13 protein-coding genes are annotated in these 18,188 nt (G+C 46.2%); 2 read left to right on the top strand and 11 right to left on the bottom strand.

Going from position 1 to position 18,188, the window contains the following annotated elements; translation table 11 throughout:
* Positions 1–46: 46 nt before the first annotated feature.
* From MMB75_RS01750 to MMB75_RS01740, 3 genes are all read right to left on the bottom strand, one after another.
* The gene (locus tag MMB75_RS01750; RefSeq protein WP_151256074.1) at positions 47–2,488 is read right to left on the bottom strand and encodes an AraC family transcriptional regulator; all 2,442 of its coding nucleotides are present in this window, start codon (positions 2,486–2,488) and stop codon (positions 47–49) included.
* A gap of 198 nt (positions 2,489–2,686) precedes the next feature.
* Positions 2,687–4,360 carry a methyl-accepting chemotaxis protein gene (locus MMB75_RS01745; RefSeq protein WP_016821682.1) on the bottom strand — a complete coding sequence of 558 codons (1,674 nt, stop codon included), beginning with the start codon at positions 4,358–4,360 and terminating at the stop codon, positions 2,687–2,689.
* 27 nt (positions 4,361–4,387) lie between these two features.
* Positions 4,388–5,392 carry a BMP family lipoprotein gene (locus tag MMB75_RS01740; protein WP_025365418.1) on the bottom strand — a complete coding sequence of 335 codons (1,005 nt, stop codon included), beginning with the start codon at positions 5,390–5,392 and terminating at the stop codon, positions 4,388–4,390.
* A gap of 289 nt (positions 5,393–5,681) precedes the next feature.
* Between MMB75_RS01740 and MMB75_RS01735 the strand changes: the two genes are divergently transcribed.
* Positions 5,682–8,858 (top strand): bifunctional cytochrome P450/NADPH--P450 reductase, encoded by a 3,177-nt coding sequence (locus tag MMB75_RS01735; protein WP_025365419.1) that lies wholly within the window; start codon positions 5,682–5,684, stop codon positions 8,856–8,858.
* Positions 8,859–8,947: 89 nt separating this feature from the next.
* On the opposite strand, the gene MMB75_RS01730 is transcribed toward MMB75_RS01735, so the two are convergent.
* The 4 genes from MMB75_RS01730 to MMB75_RS01715 all read right to left on the bottom strand — a co-directional run bounded on the left by MMB75_RS01730 (position 8,948) and on the right by MMB75_RS01715 (position 12,362).
* Positions 8,948–9,544, bottom strand: a complete 597-nt coding sequence (locus MMB75_RS01730) for a restriction endonuclease (protein ID WP_025365420.1) — start codon at positions 9,542–9,544, stop codon at positions 8,948–8,950.
* 167 nt (positions 9,545–9,711) lie between these two features.
* Complete coding sequence (gene aspA / locus MMB75_RS01725; protein WP_016821686.1) at positions 9,712–11,121, bottom strand: aspartate ammonia-lyase; 1,410 nt, start codon at positions 11,119–11,121, stop codon at positions 9,712–9,714.
* Positions 11,122–11,320: 199 nt separating this feature from the next.
* Complete coding sequence (locus tag MMB75_RS01720) at positions 11,321–11,851, bottom strand: GNAT family N-acetyltransferase (protein ID WP_025365421.1); 531 nt, start codon at positions 11,849–11,851, stop codon at positions 11,321–11,323.
* A gap of 106 nt (positions 11,852–11,957) precedes the next feature.
* Positions 11,958–12,362, bottom strand: coding sequence for a VOC family protein (locus tag MMB75_RS01715; protein WP_025365422.1), 405 nt, complete (start codon positions 12,360–12,362; stop codon positions 11,958–11,960).
* Positions 12,363–12,661: 299 nt separating this feature from the next.
* On the opposite strand from MMB75_RS01715, the gene MMB75_RS01710 reads away from it, so the two are divergent.
* Positions 12,662–13,825, top strand: coding sequence for an aminotransferase A (locus MMB75_RS01710; RefSeq protein WP_277506830.1), 1,164 nt, complete (start codon positions 12,662–12,664; stop codon positions 13,823–13,825).
* 517 nt (positions 13,826–14,342) lie between these two features.
* On the opposite strand, the gene MMB75_RS01705 is transcribed toward MMB75_RS01710, so the two are convergent.
* Genes MMB75_RS01705 through MMB75_RS01690 form a run of 4 tightly spaced genes read right to left on the bottom strand, consistent with a single transcriptional unit; the run spans position 14,343 to position 18,135 of the window.
* On the bottom strand, positions 14,343–15,416 hold the full coding sequence (locus MMB75_RS01705) for an ABC transporter substrate-binding protein (protein WP_016821690.1): 1,074 nt from the start codon (positions 15,414–15,416) through the stop codon (positions 14,343–14,345).
* Positions 15,413–16,234: an ABC transporter permease gene (locus tag MMB75_RS01700; protein WP_016821691.1), complete on the bottom strand. Its 822-nt coding sequence runs from the start codon at positions 16,232–16,234 to the stop codon at positions 15,413–15,415. Before MMB75_RS01700 ends, MMB75_RS01705 begins: the two co-directional genes overlap by 4 nt.
* Positions 16,224–17,036 (bottom strand): ABC transporter permease, encoded by an 813-nt coding sequence (locus MMB75_RS01695; RefSeq protein WP_016821692.1) that lies wholly within the window; start codon positions 17,034–17,036, stop codon positions 16,224–16,226. The genes MMB75_RS01700 and MMB75_RS01695 overlap by 11 nt, the downstream gene beginning before the upstream one ends.
* A complete protein-coding gene (locus MMB75_RS01690) occupies positions 17,026–18,135 on the bottom strand; it encodes an ABC transporter ATP-binding protein (protein ID WP_025365424.1) in 1,110 nt (369 codons plus the stop codon). Before MMB75_RS01690 ends, MMB75_RS01695 begins: the two co-directional genes overlap by 11 nt.
* Between the last annotated feature and the right edge of the window lie 53 nt (positions 18,136–18,188).

Below are 18,188 nucleotides of genomic sequence, written 5' to 3'. Positions count from 1 at the left end.
TTACATGAAGTCAATGTACCGCAACGTAGAGGCCCACATCTATCGTCTAATCTTCGTGTTTATCTTCTATTCCACCAAAGCGCCGATCTTTTGACCGATTTGCATATTCATTAGAAGATTTGTTGATTTGTCTGAATTTCCCTGGGGTCACTTGCTTATACTTGCGGAATACACGAATAAAACTGTTCTCGTTTCGGTACCCGACCTGCTCTGCAATTTCACCAATTTTCAAATGCGTTTCACACAGCAATATGCATGCCTTTTTGACACGTAATCCAGTCAAATAATCATATACGGTAGTCCCCGTTTCCTCTTTGAACATACTACTCACCGAGGACACGCTCATGTGAACATGATCCGCAATTTCCTGAAGCCCGATGTTCAAATGCAAGTGACGTTCCATATAGTCGATCATCTCTTGTACACGTACAAAATCTTTGGACTGTTGGCGTCCATGCCATTTCTCTTCTATATCAGTCAACATGATGGCCAGCAGCGCCTCAATGTCTTGAAGGTCTAGCGTCAGAATCTGATTCCAATGATAATCAGCGAGCAGATCTGGCGGAGTCACGCTTTGAGTGGTACACCATTTTAGCAAATCTTCCAGTAGTTCATGAACAAATAGGTAGACCTGGTTTGGAGATGTCCTAAAGAGTCGAAGTTCTTCTACCCACTGGCTGACTAGCTTTGCACTTGCACCAGGTTCCTGCGACTCCACAGCACGAATCAGATCCACACGCCGATGGTCCAGTAATCTTGCATCCTGAGCCTGATCCTGTGACTGCACATCCACTATGCAATCCCGTTTCACATTTGTGCTGCTGTTCATATTCATATGTGAACGTCCATATCCCTCATACAAACGTAAATTAAGCGCCTCTTTTCCTTTTATAAAAGACGCCCGTGCCTCTTGAATATCTGTGACCCTATGGCCAATCCCTACCGAAATCGTCAAAGGAAGATGCTCAGCAACAACCTGAATTAGCCTGTCAACGCTGTTGCGAAGCCATGCTCTCTCTTTAGCAGCCCCCTCCGCTTCAACTTCATATGTGCTTTCCCTAAACTGCAGCAGTACAACCAAACCACTCTCTTCCTCTGGCGCACTAACTGCTTTCCAATGAGGCTCAAGCATCTCCAGCAAAATATTGTTCAGCGCATATTTAAGTAGCATTTTATCCTCTTCCGGAAAGCTTGCGCTCCACGTAGAATACCGATCAATCGACACGATCATAACAACCAAAGAATTATGGTCCCAATCGGAAAAATACTGTTCCCATTTCGTACGCATTTCCTGTACACCCATTCTACGCTGGAAGACATCTTCTATATATTTGGAACGCAGCTCCGGCAAGCTTCGCTCTACCACCAATGATTTGCGGTGAAATTCTCCAACCAACTTGCTAATCACGGGTTCCAGATCATACAATCCTCCCTGACGCGTTCCCTTGTTGCCTGAATTCAAGAGACTATTAATTTTTTTCATAGGGCGAAAAGCGGCATAACTGTAATAGTATACCGCCGAGCACCCAGCCAGGATAGAGATCAAGGCCAGCCACAACATCATATTGCGCGCAAGTTTTACATTTTTCAGTAGCTTGTCCATCGGTACGAGGGAGACTAGACGCCAGCCTGTAACATCGGAGAAGGTCTGGTTCGCCATATATTCCATATCTCCAATTTCTACATAAGCATAAGGATTCACATCCAACTCTTTCAAAACCCTGCCCATATCATTTAAGGGTATGGACGATCTCAGTTTGGGATAGATCAGCTCGCCCTCCAGATCATAGACGTATTGCGAGTTGGATAAATGAATATACAGTTTGGAGAAAAAACGGTCGTAATCCAGATTGATTAACACCGCACCCCTGACCTGTCCATTCTCTACTATAGGTCTAGCCAGCGAGAGCAGCTCTATCGTGCCATGCTGTTGATCAGTACCATACCATCTCCGCTTAATCAATAGCGGCTTTTTTTGAATGTCCTGAATCCAGGGAACCCAGGTTGTATCCGGTGCTTGATTCCAATCGGGCAAATAACCATAATTGCTGGACACGAGAGCATGATTATCCAAAGAAATGACTTCAATCGAATAAATTTCTTCGTGTGAAGAAAGGGTTTTCAAATATTTCTGAAGTCGTTCGATAACGGAGGCTTTGTTGGATACCGATTTTCCATCCGCATAAATACGTATAAAAGACTCTACATCCGGATAATAAGCCGCATCCAGTGCCTTGTTATCCGACTCACGAAAAGCCCGATTAGTCACATCCAGATTGATTTGCAACAATTCTATATTAGGTGTATTCAGCTCGGTATCCAAACCTTCACGGTATCTTGAATACGATAGCAAGCCGATCACGCTGATCACGAGCGACACGCACAGCGTGAGCAGCAGAATCAGTCTTGTCTGCTTATTTTTCAGTATCAATCGAAGCTTAAGTCGCAACATTCCTGTAACTTCATCCTTCCGGACTACGTTGTCCATCTTCCTCTTACTCAATATTAGATGACATATTACCTTTACATCTATTTGACACATGAAGTGGAATTTCCTGCCTTTACAAATCAAACTTAACAGGAGTCATATCATTAATAATAAAAAAAGAAGAAGTCTCCCTGTACAAGGTAGAACTTCTTCTTACGTGCTGCTTGCATCCATTGTTCAGCAGCATAGATATTCGTATTACAGTGTTTGGCTCGTCTTTTCCACCTGAAAACGATTCAGTTCCCGCTGCATCTCCTCGCGAATCTGGCGAAGCTCCTTTACCTTCTCAGCCGATTCCTCGAAGGAACGCTTCTGCTCCACCGTGGAAGCCGTAATCTCTTCACTGCCTGCGGCGGACTGCTGAGTGATTGCGCTAATATTCTCAATAGCTTGCTGCACCTGTACACTCAGTTCTCGTGATACATTCATGTCTATGGATAATTTGCTGACTTGGCCGGCAATTTGCTGCACTTTGCCACTAATCTCTCTAAACGATTCTCCGGTGGAGGAGGTTGCCTTCTCCTGCTCGCGGAACAACTCCTGACTTTGCGCCACAGAAGTCTTCACCTTATCCATAGCCTGCGTGATCCCCTCAACAGCGGTATAAATTTTCTTTACAGCAGATTCAGATTGACTCGCCAGCTTTTTCACTTCATTGGCAACAACAGCAAAGCCTTTTCCCGCTTCACCCGCACGTGCAGCCTCAATCGAGGCATTCAAGGACAATAGCGACGTTTGGCTGGCAATTTCAGATACATAACCGGTCATAGTTGTGATCTCAGCTGCATTAGATTCCAGCTCTCTAACGGTTTGTTCCACTTCAGACATTGCCGAACGGTTCTCTGCAACAATTCGCATTTGATCACTCATGACACGCGCACCCTGCTCAATGACACGCAAAGCATCCTCACTATACGTGGTTGATTGCGTAGTCTCCAGCAAATTAGATTCAAACTTCTGCTGCATATCATCCACCACGCTAACTGTCGATGACAGGTCCTCAGCAATTTTCTGACTGCCTATCGCAAGTTCCTCTGTTGATGTGCTGACTTGTGTCACAATTTCCTTCATGGCCTCATTGTGCTGATCAATATCCCGAGCCATCAGATCGACACGATTACCCGCCTGATCAATGGAGAGTACAATGCTGCGCAAGTTCCCGATCATAACACGGAAAGATTCATTGAGCTCGTCCAGCTCGTCTCGGCCCTTTGTTTGAGGAAGTTGAACAGTTAAATTCCCCTCGGCAATTTGCTTCGCTGCATCCGTTAACTTGCGGGTTCTAAGGGCAAGCTGCCTGGAGGTATATGTATTATATAGCCCAACCGCCACCAGAAGTAGAACTGCACCTGCCAAGGCTAATTGCCAAGTAAAACGAATACTTTTGGTCAGGTCTTCTGTGTATTGGTCGTAGCGCGCCTTGGTCAGCAGATCCAGCATAAATACATCGTTCTGAATCCCCTGGGCACGCATGGCCTCTCGTTTGGATTCTGGGCTGTTCTGAGCACTCATCGCTTTTTCCGTTGCTACTTTCAATTGGCTGAATTTTATTTTAATCGAATCCAGTCGCTTTTGCTGTGCTTCGGTCTGCATCATGCCCTGTGAAAGCAAAGTAATCGTTTTTTCAGACTGAGTTAGCTGATTTTGCACATCGGCTTTGTTGCTCTCCGTCATGGAAGTAGAATAATTTTGCAGTGCCTGCCCCGACTGAATCAAATAGGCATTAAGCTGCTGTACATTCAACATAGCTGGAACAAGATTACTACTTTGAGCGTTAATACGTAACAATTCAAAAATGATATAAGCTACTAAAGCCAGGCAAGCGATCAGGGAAATCATCGCGTTAAGCACCAGTTTACCTTGCAGTTTCATCAGCATTCATCCTCCGTTTGCGAAAATTTATTGGGTGGGTACAGTAAGTGTGCCGGATTTGATTTTTTCCATTAAATCATCCATTACCTTTTGCTGATCCGGATTCAGTGTCACGACACGAATAGGCGCCAAACCTATACCTTCTTCCGCAAGTCCAAACACCATATCCTTCTCCGTAAATTTTCTTTGATGGTCTGCAAAGCCTTTGACTACTGTATAAATTGCACTGTCTACGTTTTTAATCATTGAGGTCACCACCGCTTTTTCTGCAATAAAAAACTGGTCGCTATCGACCCCGATGGCGAATTTGTGCTGCTTCTGCGCTTCCTGTAGCGCACCTACACCGGTTAGCCCTGCTGCTGCAAAAATGACATCAATCTGGTCCTGATTGATCATGTCATCCGCAATTTTCGTACCCAGCTCCGGTTTGCCAAAATCTCCTGCATACGTTGCCGTAACTTTGGCATTAGGCTTGACTGATTGCACCCCTGCACGATACCCAATTTCAAACTTTTTCAACAGAGGAGATTCCGCACCTCCGAGAAAACCCACCTGTTCCGTACGACTCGTCAAACCGGCAACAACCCCGGCCATAAAACTGCCCTCTTCTGCTTTGAAGGTAATGGAGGCCACATTCGGCAATTCTGATGTTTCATCCACGATTAAAAATTTACGGTCTGGATTCTTTTTGGCAACGGCCTCCAAACTGTCCTTCACCATGTAACCCAATCCAATGATTAAATCCGCTTTTTCTTGAACAAGCTGATTAAAAGCAGCATCATACGTCTTGGTCTCAGTTATTTCCCGGTATTCAAAAACAATCTTCCCCTCATCCCGTGCCTTGACCAAACCTCGAAAAGCCGCGTCGCTGTAAGATTGATCACCCAGACCAATATCTGACAGCACGATTCCCACCTTAATGGGTTCGGCCTTGGTTTGTACGTCTGATTGCCCACATGCACTTAGCAATAATGCAAAGATCGTGACAATGGGAATCCACCTAAAAGTTAATAATACAGCTCGTTTCTTCATGACATATCACCTCAACATAAAATGCAAATCCCCAACATCTTTATATCGGTTATAGAGGTGAATTTGTTCATAAATTTTTCTGTAAATTCATTGTAAATGGATAATGACAATGGGTTCATCTTCTTCTACATGTAATAAGCGTCTCTTTTCGTACTGCTTTTATTGTACGAACTGTCTAAAATTATTTATTTCGTTTATCCGGAAAGAATAAAGTGTAATTTTTATGGTAAACGTAGGAACCCCCTTCAACCATCACTCTATGTTGAAACTGAAAGGAGCTACATTTAGAATGACTTCAACAAATTCAATTCCCCAGCCTAAAACATACGGTCCCTTAGGAAATCTGCCCTTGATCGATACCCATGCCCCTGTCCAGTCGCTGGTTAAGCTTGCCAATGAGTACGGTCCCATATTTCGCATGGATCTGCCTGAAGGAACGAACATTTATATTTCGGGTCATAAGCTGGTGGCAGATGCTTGTGATGAAACTCGTTTCGATAAACAGGTATGGGCTCCCTTACAAAAAGTACGAGCTTTTGCCGGAGACGGACTATTCACAAGCTGGACTGAGGAACCGAACTGGCGCAAGGCCCATCAAATATTGCTGCCTAGCTTTAGTCAGCGGGCCATGAAGGGTTACCACAATATGATGCTTGATCTTGCTGTTCAGCTGGTGCAAAAATGGTCTCGGCTCAATCCAGATGAAAGTGTAGAGGTACCGGAGGATATGACCCGCCTGACTTTGGATACTATCGGGTTATGCGGCTTTAATTATCGTTTTAACAGCTTTTACCGCGACCAGCCCCATCCGTTCGTGACCAGTATGACACGCGCTCTGGATGAAGCAATGGGTCAGTTGCAACGTCTCAATTTGCAAAACAAGCTGATGTTATCGAAGAAAAAACAGTTTAAACACGACATCGAAACGATGTTCTCTCTGGTGGACAGCATTATTCAAGAACGCAAAACCACGGGCAACCAAGGTGAAGAGGATTTACTGGCACGTATGCTGGAAGGCAAGGACCCGGAAACAGGTGAAACGCTGGATGATGAAAATATCCGCTATCAGATCATTACCTTTCTCATCGCCGGTCATGAAACGACCAGTGGGCTTTTATCCTTTGCCATTTACTATTTGCTTAAAAATCCACGAACACTAACCAAAGCCTATGAAGAAGTAGATCGCGTGCTCACCGATTCGCTGCCTTCCTATACTCAGGTGCGTGAACTCAAGTACATAAGGATGATACTGAATGAAGCCCTGCGGCTATGGCCGACAGCGCCCGCCTTCTCTCTCTTCGCCAAAGAAGATACGCTGCTCAACGGAACCTATCCGCTTAAAAAAGGCGACAGTGTCAATGTACTCATCCCGAAATTGCACCGTGATACCGAGGCTTGGGGTGAAGATGTTGAGGAATTTAGACCCGAACGCTTTGAGGACCCATCCGCCATTCCGCAAGATGCCTACAAACCGTTTGGCAACGGTCAACGTGCTTGTATCGGACAACAGTTTGCCTTACAGGAGGCCACTCTTGTGCTGGGTATGGTACTGAAACATTTTGAGCTGATTGACCATACTCATTATGAGTTGAAAGTCAAAGAAACGCTCACGCTCAAGCCGGAAGGCTTCACCATTCAAGTACGGCCACGCAGTACACAGACTGCCGTCATGCTGCCAGGTGCCGCTCAAGAACTTCATGAAAAAGAGGAACAAAAAGTTGCAGCCCCCCATGCCGAAAAGCATGATACATCTTTGCTATCTTTGTACGGCTCGAATCTGGGTACAGCTGAGGGACTTGCAGGTGAACTAGCCGATTTAGGCCGGAATTGGGGTTTCAACAGTAGCATTGCAACTCTAAATGATCGTGTGGACCATTTGCCTAAAGAAGGCGTGGTACTTATTACGACCGCATCTTATAATGGGCATCCGCCAGATAATGCAGATGCCTTCGTAGAATGGTTGAAGCAGGTAGACGAGGGACAATTGGCAGGCATAAGGTATGCTGTCTTTGGTTGCGGTGACCGGAATTGGGCCAGCACGTATCAGCGCATTCCAAGGATGATTGATGAACTGATGGCTGCCAAAGGGGCAGAGCGACTGTATGATCGGGGTGAGGGCGACGCCAGTGGTGATTTCGAGAAGGATTGGGAAGTCTGGAACCACGGCTTATGGCCGGAATTGCTGAATGCTTTCGGGATAGAGCACAGTGATACAGAACCTCAGGACACCAGCAGTCTGAGCATAGAGTTTGTAAGCGACGTACTAAGCGCTCCGCTGGCGGCCAACTATGAGGCAGCTACTGCCATTGTTACCGCGAATCGTGAACTGCACGCTGCTGAAAGTGAACGCAGTACACGACATCTGGAGATCCAATTACCAACCGGATTGTCCTATCGCGAGGGTGATCATCTTGGTGTTTTGCCGCGTAATCCTGCTTCGCTGGTTAATAGGGTGATGCAACGCTTTAAGTTACAGGATCAGGACTACATCGTATTAAAAGGCAGTGACCGGGATGCGGCGCATCTCCCCTTGGATCGGCCTGTCAGCGTAGGAGATTTGCTCACTCTCAGTGTGGAACTGCAAGAATCGGCAACCAGAGCCCAGCTAAGGCAACTGGCATCCTTTACAGTGTGTCCACCGCATAAGAAAGAAATCGAAGCTTTGCTCGAGGATACTACTTTCGATCAAGAGATACGAAAGAAGCGCGTCACGATGCTGGATATTCTGGAGAAGTATCCAGCCTGCGAGCTGCCATTTGAAAACTTCATCTCGCTGTTACCACCACTCAAGCCTAGATACTACTCCATCTCCAGTTCTCCGCTTGAGTCGGAGAATTCAGCGAGTATAACCGTGAGCGTCGTGCGTGGACCAGCCCGTAGCGGAAAGGGCGAATATCTCGGTATCGCCTCCAATTATTTGGCACAGCTCCAACCAGATGATCCGGTTGTCATTTTTGTGCGAAAGCCTCAGTCTGGCTTCCGTTTGCCGGAAGACCCGACCGTGCCTGTGATCATGGTCGGTCCAGGGACTGGTATTGCTCCATTCCGCGGATTTCTCCAAACACGCCATGTGCTTAAGGAGAGAGGAGAACAGCTCGGCGAGGCGCATCTATACTATGGCTGCCGTGATCCAAAGCTCGATTATCTATACAATCAAGAGCTGGAGGCCTGGGAGCAGGAAGGAATCGTTACGGTTCATACAGCCTTTTCACGTCTGCCTGGTCAACCCAAAAGGTATGTACAGCTTGTCATGAATGAAGATGCAGACACTCTGATTCACTTGCTTGATGAAGGAGCGCATTTGTATGTATGCGGCGACGGTAGCCGGATGGCCCCCGACGTTGAAGACACGCTCTGTGCGGCCTATGCGGATGTACACCATACAAGTAAAGAAGAAGCGCAGCAATGGTTGGAGCAGCTCCAACAGGATAAACGCTATGCCAAGGATGTCTGGACAGGCATCTGATGATAACGGTATATAAAGATAGATCATGTTAAAAATATGAGGGACTGACTACCAGGCATCGATCTCGTCGGCTAGTAGTTCAGTCCCTTTTATGATTTGCTTTTGTTCCACCATTTAGAGGCAACCACGTCTGTTTTACTTTCTATAAGTTCCATGACCTCTTCACGACGTTTGGCTTTGAACAGGTCGATCATATCTATCAAATCATTGCGATCCAATAATTTAACCCCGTTGACAGCAGCAAGTGTTTTACAGGATTCCGTGTAACGTCCGGAGGTGATAACGATGGACTTGTCGGCCGCGTAATAACGCATAGAGGTGTAAATTTCCTGCACCGCGCCCAAGCCGACCGGATGTTGTATAGCATAACGCTTGGCCTGAATTACGACTCTGGCGCCTTCACGATCTGTAAATACCAGGTCGGCTCCAAAATCCCGGCTGCTGGTTGTTTTATAAATGTCCTTATAGCCAAGTGCGGATAACAACCGCTGCAAATAAAACTCAAATTCCGAGCCATCCTCCATACGATCTATATCCTGAATTCCGATTTTACGCGGGTCCAGATCACGTAAAATCCGATTCCGACGACCACGTATCATTCCCCTGATGATGAGCACAAGCAGTAATAGTAATACAATAAGTCCTATTCCTAATTCCTTATATGCCGATAATTGCTCCAGCAGCATTCCTCTTCCCCTTTTCTACAGCAGGCATGCAAGCGGTATATTCCTTAGTAGGGTTACCGTTACTACCTATCACACTGACACGGTTTTACACAAAAGCAACCCCGCCGAATTCGACGGGGCTGCCTTCATTTTATCTCAAAGTTGCCTACATTCTAAACTCCGCAATATTATTCACGATTCAGCAAAGATTCTCCGGCAATACCAGGCTGAGTCATTTGGTACGGGTCCAATATAATGTCCAATTCTTCCTCAGTCAGTACATTATATAACAGACACAGCTCACGTACCGATTTGCCAGTCGTAATTGCTTCGCGGGCAATGCGTGATACGACCTCATATCCGAGGTGCGGATTGAGCGCTGTAATAATACCTACACTGTTCTCCACATATTCACGGCACCGCTCCACATTTGCTTCAATTCCTTCCACACAATGAACACGGAAAACGTGGAAGCCCTGCTTCATAATTTCCAGCGATTGCAGCAAATTGTAGACAAGTACAGGCTCCATCACGTTCAGCTCCAGTTGGCCTGCCTCCGAAGCCAAGCAGATTGTATGATCATTTCCAATGACCTGAAAGGCAATTTGATTAATGACTTCACACATCACTGGATTTACCTTGCCCGGCATAATGGATGATCCTGGCTGACGAGCAGGCAGACTCAGTTCTCCCAGACCAGCGCGTGGTCCAGAAGCCATCAAACGGATGTCATTGGCCACCTTGGACATATTCATCATACAAATTTTCAAGGCAGCGGACACTTCGGTATAGGCATCCGTATTTTGTGTGGCATCTACGAGGTTTTCGTCTGCTTCCACAGGAAAGCCACTAACCTCAGCCAGTACCTCAGCGACACGCTGAATATAACGACGGTCTGCATTCAGGCCGGTACCCACTGCAGTTGCACCCATATTAATGGTTAGCAGGTGATCTTTGGTTGCACGAACGCGTCCGATATCACGGCCCAGCACACGAGCATAAGCCTGAAACTCCTGCCCTAATCGGATCGGCACTGCATCCTGCAAGTGGGTTCTACCCATTTTAATCACACTATCAAACTCAGTGGCCTTGCGGGAAAAAGCTTCCTGAAGCTCACTCATGGTGACTAACAGCTTATCAATCATACTTAATACAGCCAAATGTACGGCCGTAGGAAAAGCATCGTTCGTCGATTGCGCCATATTAACGTGATTATTAGGACTGATCTCCTGATAGTCTCCTCGCTGCTTACCGATCAGCTCCAGCGCCCTGTTTGCAATCACTTCATTTGTATTCATATTAATGGACGTGCCTGCGCCGCCCTGAATCGGATCGACGATAAAATGATCATGCAACTGTCCTTGAATAATCTCGTCAGCAGCCTGAATAATGGCCTCTGCTTTGGGGCGATGTAAACGGGTTAGTTCCATGTTTACCGTCGCTGCTCCCTTTTTTACGATCGCCATGGCTTTAATCAACTCAGGATGCAATCGTTGGCCTGTAATTGGAAAATTTTCTTTTGCTCTTAGAGTTTGTACACCGTAATAAGCATCTGACGGCACTTCCTTGGTTCCTAAAAAATCATGCTCCAGCCTCATATTCTTTGATTCCTCCGCTGTGTTTGCTACGTTCTTCAATTCAGTACAGTCAAATGACATAAAAAGACCTTTTCTGATTTCCTCTTCATTATACGTTCCGATTCCCGTGCTTTACCAGTCGAATAAACGCGGAAAAAGGTTATGTAATCCTATGACAAGTTATGATTTCCCGCAAATACCACGGTTATTCGGCAAATGCTCAGCTATGACTGGAATACGGATTTAATGGCTTATAATAATATCGAGTGGCGTGCAGCTGACCATCGGCTGATTGAGCGTAGTTCGGAATAACACCAGCTTCCACAAACCCGATCGACTCATATAATCTATTAGAAGGATCTCCCACCCGCGTATCCAGCACCAGTAGGGTTCTGTTCTGACGCACTGCCTCTTCTTCGGCTGCCTTCATTAACTGTCGTGCGATCCCAAGCCTGCGTCCGGACGGATGCACCATAAGCTTTGCAATTTCTGCACGATGTGTAGCGTTCGCTTTTTGAGCCAACTGAAGCTGAACCGTCCCAACAGGTATTCCGTCCTTCTCGGCAATCCACAGAACTACACCGTCCTCAAGCACACTGTTCCAATAAGCTGCTGCCTCCTGATACCTCAGTGGCGGTAAGAAACCTATAGATGCACCATCAGCAACCACGTCGATCAACAGTCGGCTTAGTGAATCTGACAATATTTCGCTGAGCACTTGAACAGAGTATATTCTCACTTCGTTAGACATTGTAATTCCTCCTGATGAGTTCAATCACATGCAAGAAAGAAAGTAAACTATCTTTTTAGGATAGATTACTTTCCATGATACTTCGTTTGCTTAATCATCCTTACTTCTATGACTGCTCTGCCATATAAAAGAACTCCCATAGATGACCATCCAAATCCTGAAAACTCCAGCCATACATAAAACCATGATCTTGAGGCTCATTGGAGGGTTTGCCGCCTGCTTTCAAAGCTTTGTGGACGATCTCATCCACCTTTTCTCGGCTCTCCACCGATAGGGCAACAATCGCTTCTGTGCTTTTCGTGGCATCTGAAATTTCCTTTGAAGTGAACGCTTTAAAACGTTCTTCAACCAACAGCATGACAAAAATATGTTCACTAACAACCATGCAGGTTGCATGTTCATCCGTGAACTGAGCGTTGAATCCAAATCCGATGGTAGTGAAAAAATCAATGGAGTGTTGCAGGTTTTTAACTGGTAAATTCACAAAAATTTGTTTAGCTGTTACTCCCACGACATTTCACCTCTTCATTCTACTTTATCATACTACTTCTCCACAAAAGATAACTTAACTATCTCACAAAGTCAATCAAGCTGACATTTATCTAGTTCTGTGATCGTTAAGTCAATTGGCTTTGATCACTCCCCATTTTCCTTATGATTACGCTTACAAACATGCCCTATATTTAAGATACCACAAATTAGCCAATTTAGTACCTGAATTATGTAAAAATGAATTCTTCTTGCCGTAGCAAAATCAGATCATATTATTGTAAACTTGTTCTAATACAGAAAAAGGTGGCATTACACACTATGGAGCATTTGCTTAACGATCAGGTTAAAAATATTCAAATCAGCGGCATCCGCAAAATCGCCAATAAAGTTGCCGCATTACCCGGAACTCTGTCATTAACGATTGGGCAGCCAGATTTCCCCACCCCTGCACATATTATGGAGGCTGCCCATCGGGCGATTGATGAAGGTCGGACCACGTATACACCTAATCCGGGACTACCGGAATTACGCGAAGCCACAGCAGCGTTTGTAGATCGCAAATACGGCCTGAATTACCGAGGACAGGATGAGGTTATCGTGACGAACGGAGCCAGTGAAGCGCTGGATATTACCCTGCGCACGATTTTGTCACCCGGAGACGAAGTCATTCTACCTGTGCCGATCTACCCAGGATATGAGCCATTGATCCGTTTGTCAGGTGGCATTCCAGTGTTGGCTGACACCCGCAACAGCGGCTTCAAGCTAACGGCCGAGGTACTAGAGCCTTATCTGACTGAGCGGACAAAAGCTGTCATTCTCGGGTATCCTTCGAATCCAACCGGACGAGTAATGAGCCGCGAAGAGCTGGAAGCCGTCGCAGATTTGCTCAAGGAACGCGATTTGTTTATCATCTCGGATGAAATATACAGTGAACTGATTTACGATACACCGCACGTATCTATTGCAGTTCTTCCAGGTATGCGGGAGCGTACCATCGTCATTAACGGTCTGTCCAAATCACATTCCATGACAGGATGGCGCATTGGTTTTACACTTGCACCTGCTAAAATCACACAGCACATGGTCAAAGTGCATCAATACAACGTGACCTGTGCTAGCTCAATTAGCCAATATGCAGCACTAGAAGCCCTGACCGCTGGGGTGGATGATGCACTTCCGATGCGCGATGAGTACCGCAAACGTCGTGACTATGTACACGGAAGACTGGCTGATATGGGAATTCCACTGGAGAAGCCCGAAGGAGCCTTCTATCTCTTCCCTTCCATCGCCCATTTTGGATTAAGCTCGATGGACTTCACCTTGAAGCTGCTGGAAGAGCAAGGAGTGGCTGTCGTGCCGGGAGATGCCTTTTCTTCCTATGGCGAAGGTTACATTCGCTTATCTTACGCCTACGGACAGGATGTACTGGAGCAAGGGTTGGATAAAATAGCGAAGTTTGTTAGAGGAATTGTGAGAGGTTAAGGTGGTTAGGGGCGCTACGCAGTCCATTTGATCTTCCGATCGCTGTTGCTGGGGGATTCTTTAATTGTATAAAACATTTAAAGGTAAGAATCCCTCAGCAAAGGCGAACGCTGCCGCTTCTCCAGATTCAATTGGCCCGCTTCGCTCGCTGCCCGCCTTAAAGTCCCACAATTTTCTAAGGTATGTGAAGTGGTAGGGTTAAAGACATTACTTACCGCTTCGCGCGGTGAGTACACAAAAAAGGCCCTTGAACCACCTACGTTGGTGGTTCAAGGGCCTTTTCACTCCTCCCCTACTCCCTCACCGTCGGCGTGGGGGATTCATAGGTACGTGGCTTTAAGTACGGCGTAACGGAGGGGGCGGAATGGTGCTGGACAAGCGAAGCGGTCGCCTTTAAATTCCGATTTTCACCTTTACATATTCAATCATAAAAATCGGAATTTAACAGCGATGGTAAGCACCATCCGCCTCCGCAGCGGCCTCTAAAGCACCATTCCCTGATCCACACGCCACTCCCCTACTTTAAATGCATTTTGAATTGCAGAAACAATTCATTATAGTGAGCGAGCATTCGCTTACCCAGATTGTTGTATACTTCCAGCTTATCTGTAATTTCAGATGGAGGATAGAAACGCTCATCGCCAGAAATATCCTCAGGCAGCAATTTCTTTGCATCCTTGTTTGGCGTGGAGTAACCTACAAACTCGGCATTTTGAGCGGCTACATCGGGCTGCATCATAAAATTGATAAATTTATGAGCCGCGTCCACATGGGTGGCCGTTTTTGGAATAACTATATTATCGAACCACAGGTTGGACCCTTCATCTGGCACGACGTAATCCAGCTTATCATTCTGATCCATGATTTCGGAAGCATCACCGGACCATACAACTCCAGCAGCAGCTTCCTCGTTGGCCAGCAGCATTTTAATCTCATCGCCAACCACTGCCTTGACATTGGGTGCTAGCTTCTCCAGCTTCGTCAAAGCTTGCTGCAAATGCGCCTGGTTCGTATCATTCAAGGAATAGTGGAGACTGTTCAGCGACATGCCCATAATCTCCCTAGCTCCATCAACTAGCAACAGATTATTACGCAGCTTCGGGTCCCATAGGCCATCCCAGCTATGAAAATCAATGCCCTTCGTTAGCTCCGGGTTAAAGACAATCCCGACTGTACCCCAAAAATACGGAACCGAATATTGGTTATTCGGATCAAACGAAAGGTTTAGATAATGAGCATCTACATGCTTCAAATTCGGCAGTTTGCTGTGGTCCAATGGGAGCAACAGATGCTCCTGCTTCATTTTAGCCAACGCATATTCCGAGGGAACCGCTACATCAAATGAAGTTCCCCCCTGCTCGATTTTCGTCAGCATCGCTTCATTGGAATCAAATGTTTGATAAATGACGGTAATGCCCGTCTCCTTCTGAAACCGTTCCAGCAGCTCAGGATCAATGTAGTCTCCCCAGTTGTACACCGTCAGTGTGTTACCACCGGAGTAGCCTTGGCTGGAGTTCAGCCAGGCTGCCACGCCCATCAGACCAAACGAGATAATGAAAATGGACAGAAACACGCGCACAAGCGACTTCATCTAGGCACCCCCATTTCCGCCGCAGGCTCTTTTTTACCATTACGATTCGCCTTGCGCATAATAAAGTAATAGCCCACCACCAGCAGCACAGTAAACAGGAATATGAGCGTGGACAGCGCATTGATGGACAAGGAAACCCCTTGACGGGCACGTGAGTATATTTCCACTGATAAGGTCGAATAGCCACTGCCAGTCACAAAAAAGGTCACCGCAAAATCATCCAGCGAGTACGTTAACGCCATAAAAAAGCCTGCATAAATTCCTGGCTTAATAAAGGGCAAAATCACCTTGGTTAGCACATCCAGCCGGCTGGCACCCAAATCACGCGCGGCATCGACCAGAGATGGACTCATTTCCTGAAGGCGTGGCAAAATCATAATGACCGCAATCGGCACACTAAACGCAATATGGGATAACAAAACAGAGTAAAAACCCAGCTTAATCCCAACCATCGTGAACAAAATGAGGAAGGAAGCGCCGATAATGACGTCCGGGTTCACGATTAATACATTGTTGAGCGACAGCAGCGTATTTTTGACTCGACGGTTCTGCATCTGATGAATAGCCAGTGCCCCCATGATCCCAATTATCGTAGCCAATGCAGACGACAACAAAGCAATCACCAAAGTGTTAATGACAATAATGATCAAACGAGTGTCTGCGAACACCTCTTTGTAATATTGAAGTGTAAAGCCTTCAAACTCGTGCATGGTCCCGCCGCTGTTGAAGGAATAGTACATCAAATACAAGATAGGTGCATACAACACGAGAAAAACAATCACCAAATAAATATTTCCGAATCGGTTTTTATTTGCCATGCCGCACCCTCCGTTTCGTTCGCGAGGTGAGCAGCATAATGATCGCCATCGCCAAAATCAGGAACACAGCAACTGTAGAGCCCATACCCCAGTCCTGAGTAACCAGAAAATGCTGCTCTATCGCCGTTCCCAGCGTAATCACACGGTTACCCGCAATCAGACGGGTAATCATAAACAGCGACAGCGCTGGAATAAACACAGCCATACAGCCGGATCGCACACCCGAAAGTGTTAACGGGAAAATAACCCTGCGAAACGCGGTCCATTTGGAGGCTCCCAAATCACGGGCTGCGTCCAGCAGTGAAGGATTCAAGCCTTCCAACGCGTTATAGATGGGCAAAATCATAAAAGGCACAAAAATATACACAGATACAAACACAAAGCTGGAGCTGGTAAACAATATTTGCTGACCACCCAACCCAACCATTCCTAGCACCGCATTCACCGGACCATAGGTTCCGAAAATCCCAATAAAGGCATACGTTTTGAGCAACAAGTTAATCCAAGTAGGCAAAATAATGAGCAACAGCCACAGCTGCTTATGCTTGGTGCGAGTAAGTAAATATGCCGCTGGATACGCCACGAGCAGTGAACATACCGTAATCAGAAATGCATACCAAAACGAGCTAAGCGTCATGCTTAAATAAACAGGTGTCAGAAACTGAGCGTAGTTGCTGAATGTGAGATGACCATCCACATCAAATAGTGAATAGTAAAATACTAAGACAACTGGCGCCGCCACGAACAGCACAATCCATAAATAGTAAGGCAGCAGATACGCTGCTCTTGTATTACCTGACATGCTGATCTACCTCTTCATAGGCTTCCAGACGCCGATCGAATTCTTCCTCTGTCTCCCCAAAGCGCATGACATGAATGGCTTCCGGGTCAAATTTCAGGCCGATTTCACTTCCCAGCTCCGCCTTTTTGGTAGAATGCACGAGCCATTCCTGTCCTGAATCATCATAGCAGCTTATTTCATAGTGAACCCCACGGAACAATTGAGTATCCACCTTTACCCGCAGCTTGCCTTCAGCAACACTCGTAATCTCCAAATCCTCGGGCCGGATCACAATTTCAATCGGTTCGTTCGGACGTAATCCTCCGTCAACACATTCAAACTGTCGACCGTTAAATTCCACTTGATAATCCGCGATCATACGTCCAGGAACAATATTCGATTCGCCAATAAAGTCAGCCACAAATCGATTAATCGGCTCATCATAGATATCATTTGGCGTGCCGCTCTGCTCAATCTTGCCTTTGTTCATGACAAAAATTTCGTCTGACATGGCCAGCGCTTCCTCCTGATCATGCGTAACGAATATAAAAGTGATTCCCAGGCGTTGCTGCATTTCACGCAAAATATACTGCATTTCTGTCCGCAACTTTAAATCCAGTGCCGACAAAGGTTCATCCAGTAAGAGAACATCAGGCTCATTGACGATAGCCCGTGCAATCGCTACACGCTGACGCTGCCCCCCGGACATCTCGGAAATTTCCCGTTCACCGTAGCCTTCCAGATTGACAAAGGACAACGCCTGTGTCACCTTTTCCTGAATGTCCTTTTTGTTCATCTTCTTGATTCGCAGACCAAAGGCTACATTTTCAAATACGTTCAGATGTGGAAATAGCGCATAATCCTGAAAAACCGTATTGACCTGCCGCTCATTGGCCGGAATACGATTAATGAGTTTATCATTCAAATAAATAGAGCCTTCTGTCGGCTCTGCAAACCCTGCAATCATACGCAGAATCGTCGTTTTACCACAGCCAGAAGGACCCAGCAGTGTATAGAATTTACCACGTTCAATCTCAAAGCTGACATCCGCCAGCACTGGGGGATCGTTGTCATATTGTTTGGTCACCCGCTCAAATCGGATGATGGTTTGCTCTCCCATAACACCCTCCTTCAAAAATTCGACTTCATTCCATTACATTCTCTTCATTAAAC

This window comes from Paenibacillus sp. P2(2022) (assembly GCF_029522175.1).
Lineage (GTDB): Bacteria > Bacillota > Bacilli > Paenibacillales > Paenibacillaceae > Paenibacillus > Paenibacillus polymyxa.
The sequence above is the reverse complement of the archived record's forward strand: the minus strand, read 5'-3'. Positions and strand labels throughout refer to the sequence as shown.

Coding starts and splice junctions, on each gene's coding strand:
- MMB75_RS01700 (WP_016821691.1), bottom strand. CDS start 16,234: ATGGCAAATAAAAACCGATTCGGAAATATTTATTTGGTGATTGTTTTT.
- MMB75_RS01740 (WP_025365418.1), bottom strand. CDS start 5,392: ATGAAGAAACGAGCTGTATTATTAACTTTTAGGTGGATTCCCATTGTC.
- MMB75_RS01735 (WP_025365419.1), top strand. CDS start 5,682: ATGACTTCAACAAATTCAATTCCCCAGCCTAAAACATACGGTCCCTTA.
- MMB75_RS01705 (WP_016821690.1), bottom strand. CDS start 15,416: ATGAAGTCGCTTGTGCGCGTGTTTCTGTCCATTTTCATTATCTCGTTT.
- MMB75_RS01710 (WP_277506830.1), top strand. CDS start 12,662: ATGGAGCATTTGCTTAACGATCAGGTTAAAAATATTCAAATCAGCGGC.
- MMB75_RS01695 (WP_016821692.1), bottom strand. CDS start 17,036: ATGTCAGGTAATACAAGAGCAGCGTATCTGCTGCCTTACTATTTATGG.
- MMB75_RS01690 (WP_025365424.1), bottom strand. CDS start 18,135: ATGGGAGAGCAAACCATCATCCGATTTGAGCGGGTGACCAAACAATAT.
- aspA (WP_016821686.1), bottom strand. CDS start 11,121: ATGAGGCTGGAGCATGATTTTTTAGGAACCAAGGAAGTGCCGTCAGAT.
- MMB75_RS01745 (WP_016821682.1), bottom strand. CDS start 4,360: ATGAAACTGCAAGGTAAACTGGTGCTTAACGCGATGATTTCCCTGATC.
- MMB75_RS01730 (WP_025365420.1), bottom strand. CDS start 9,544: ATGCTGCTGGAGCAATTATCGGCATATAAGGAATTAGGAATAGGACTT.
- MMB75_RS01750 (WP_151256074.1), bottom strand. CDS start 2,488: ATGGACAACGTAGTCCGGAAGGATGAAGTTACAGGAATGTTGCGACTT.
- MMB75_RS01720 (WP_025365421.1), bottom strand. CDS start 11,851: ATGTCTAACGAAGTGAGAATATACTCTGTTCAAGTGCTCAGCGAAATA.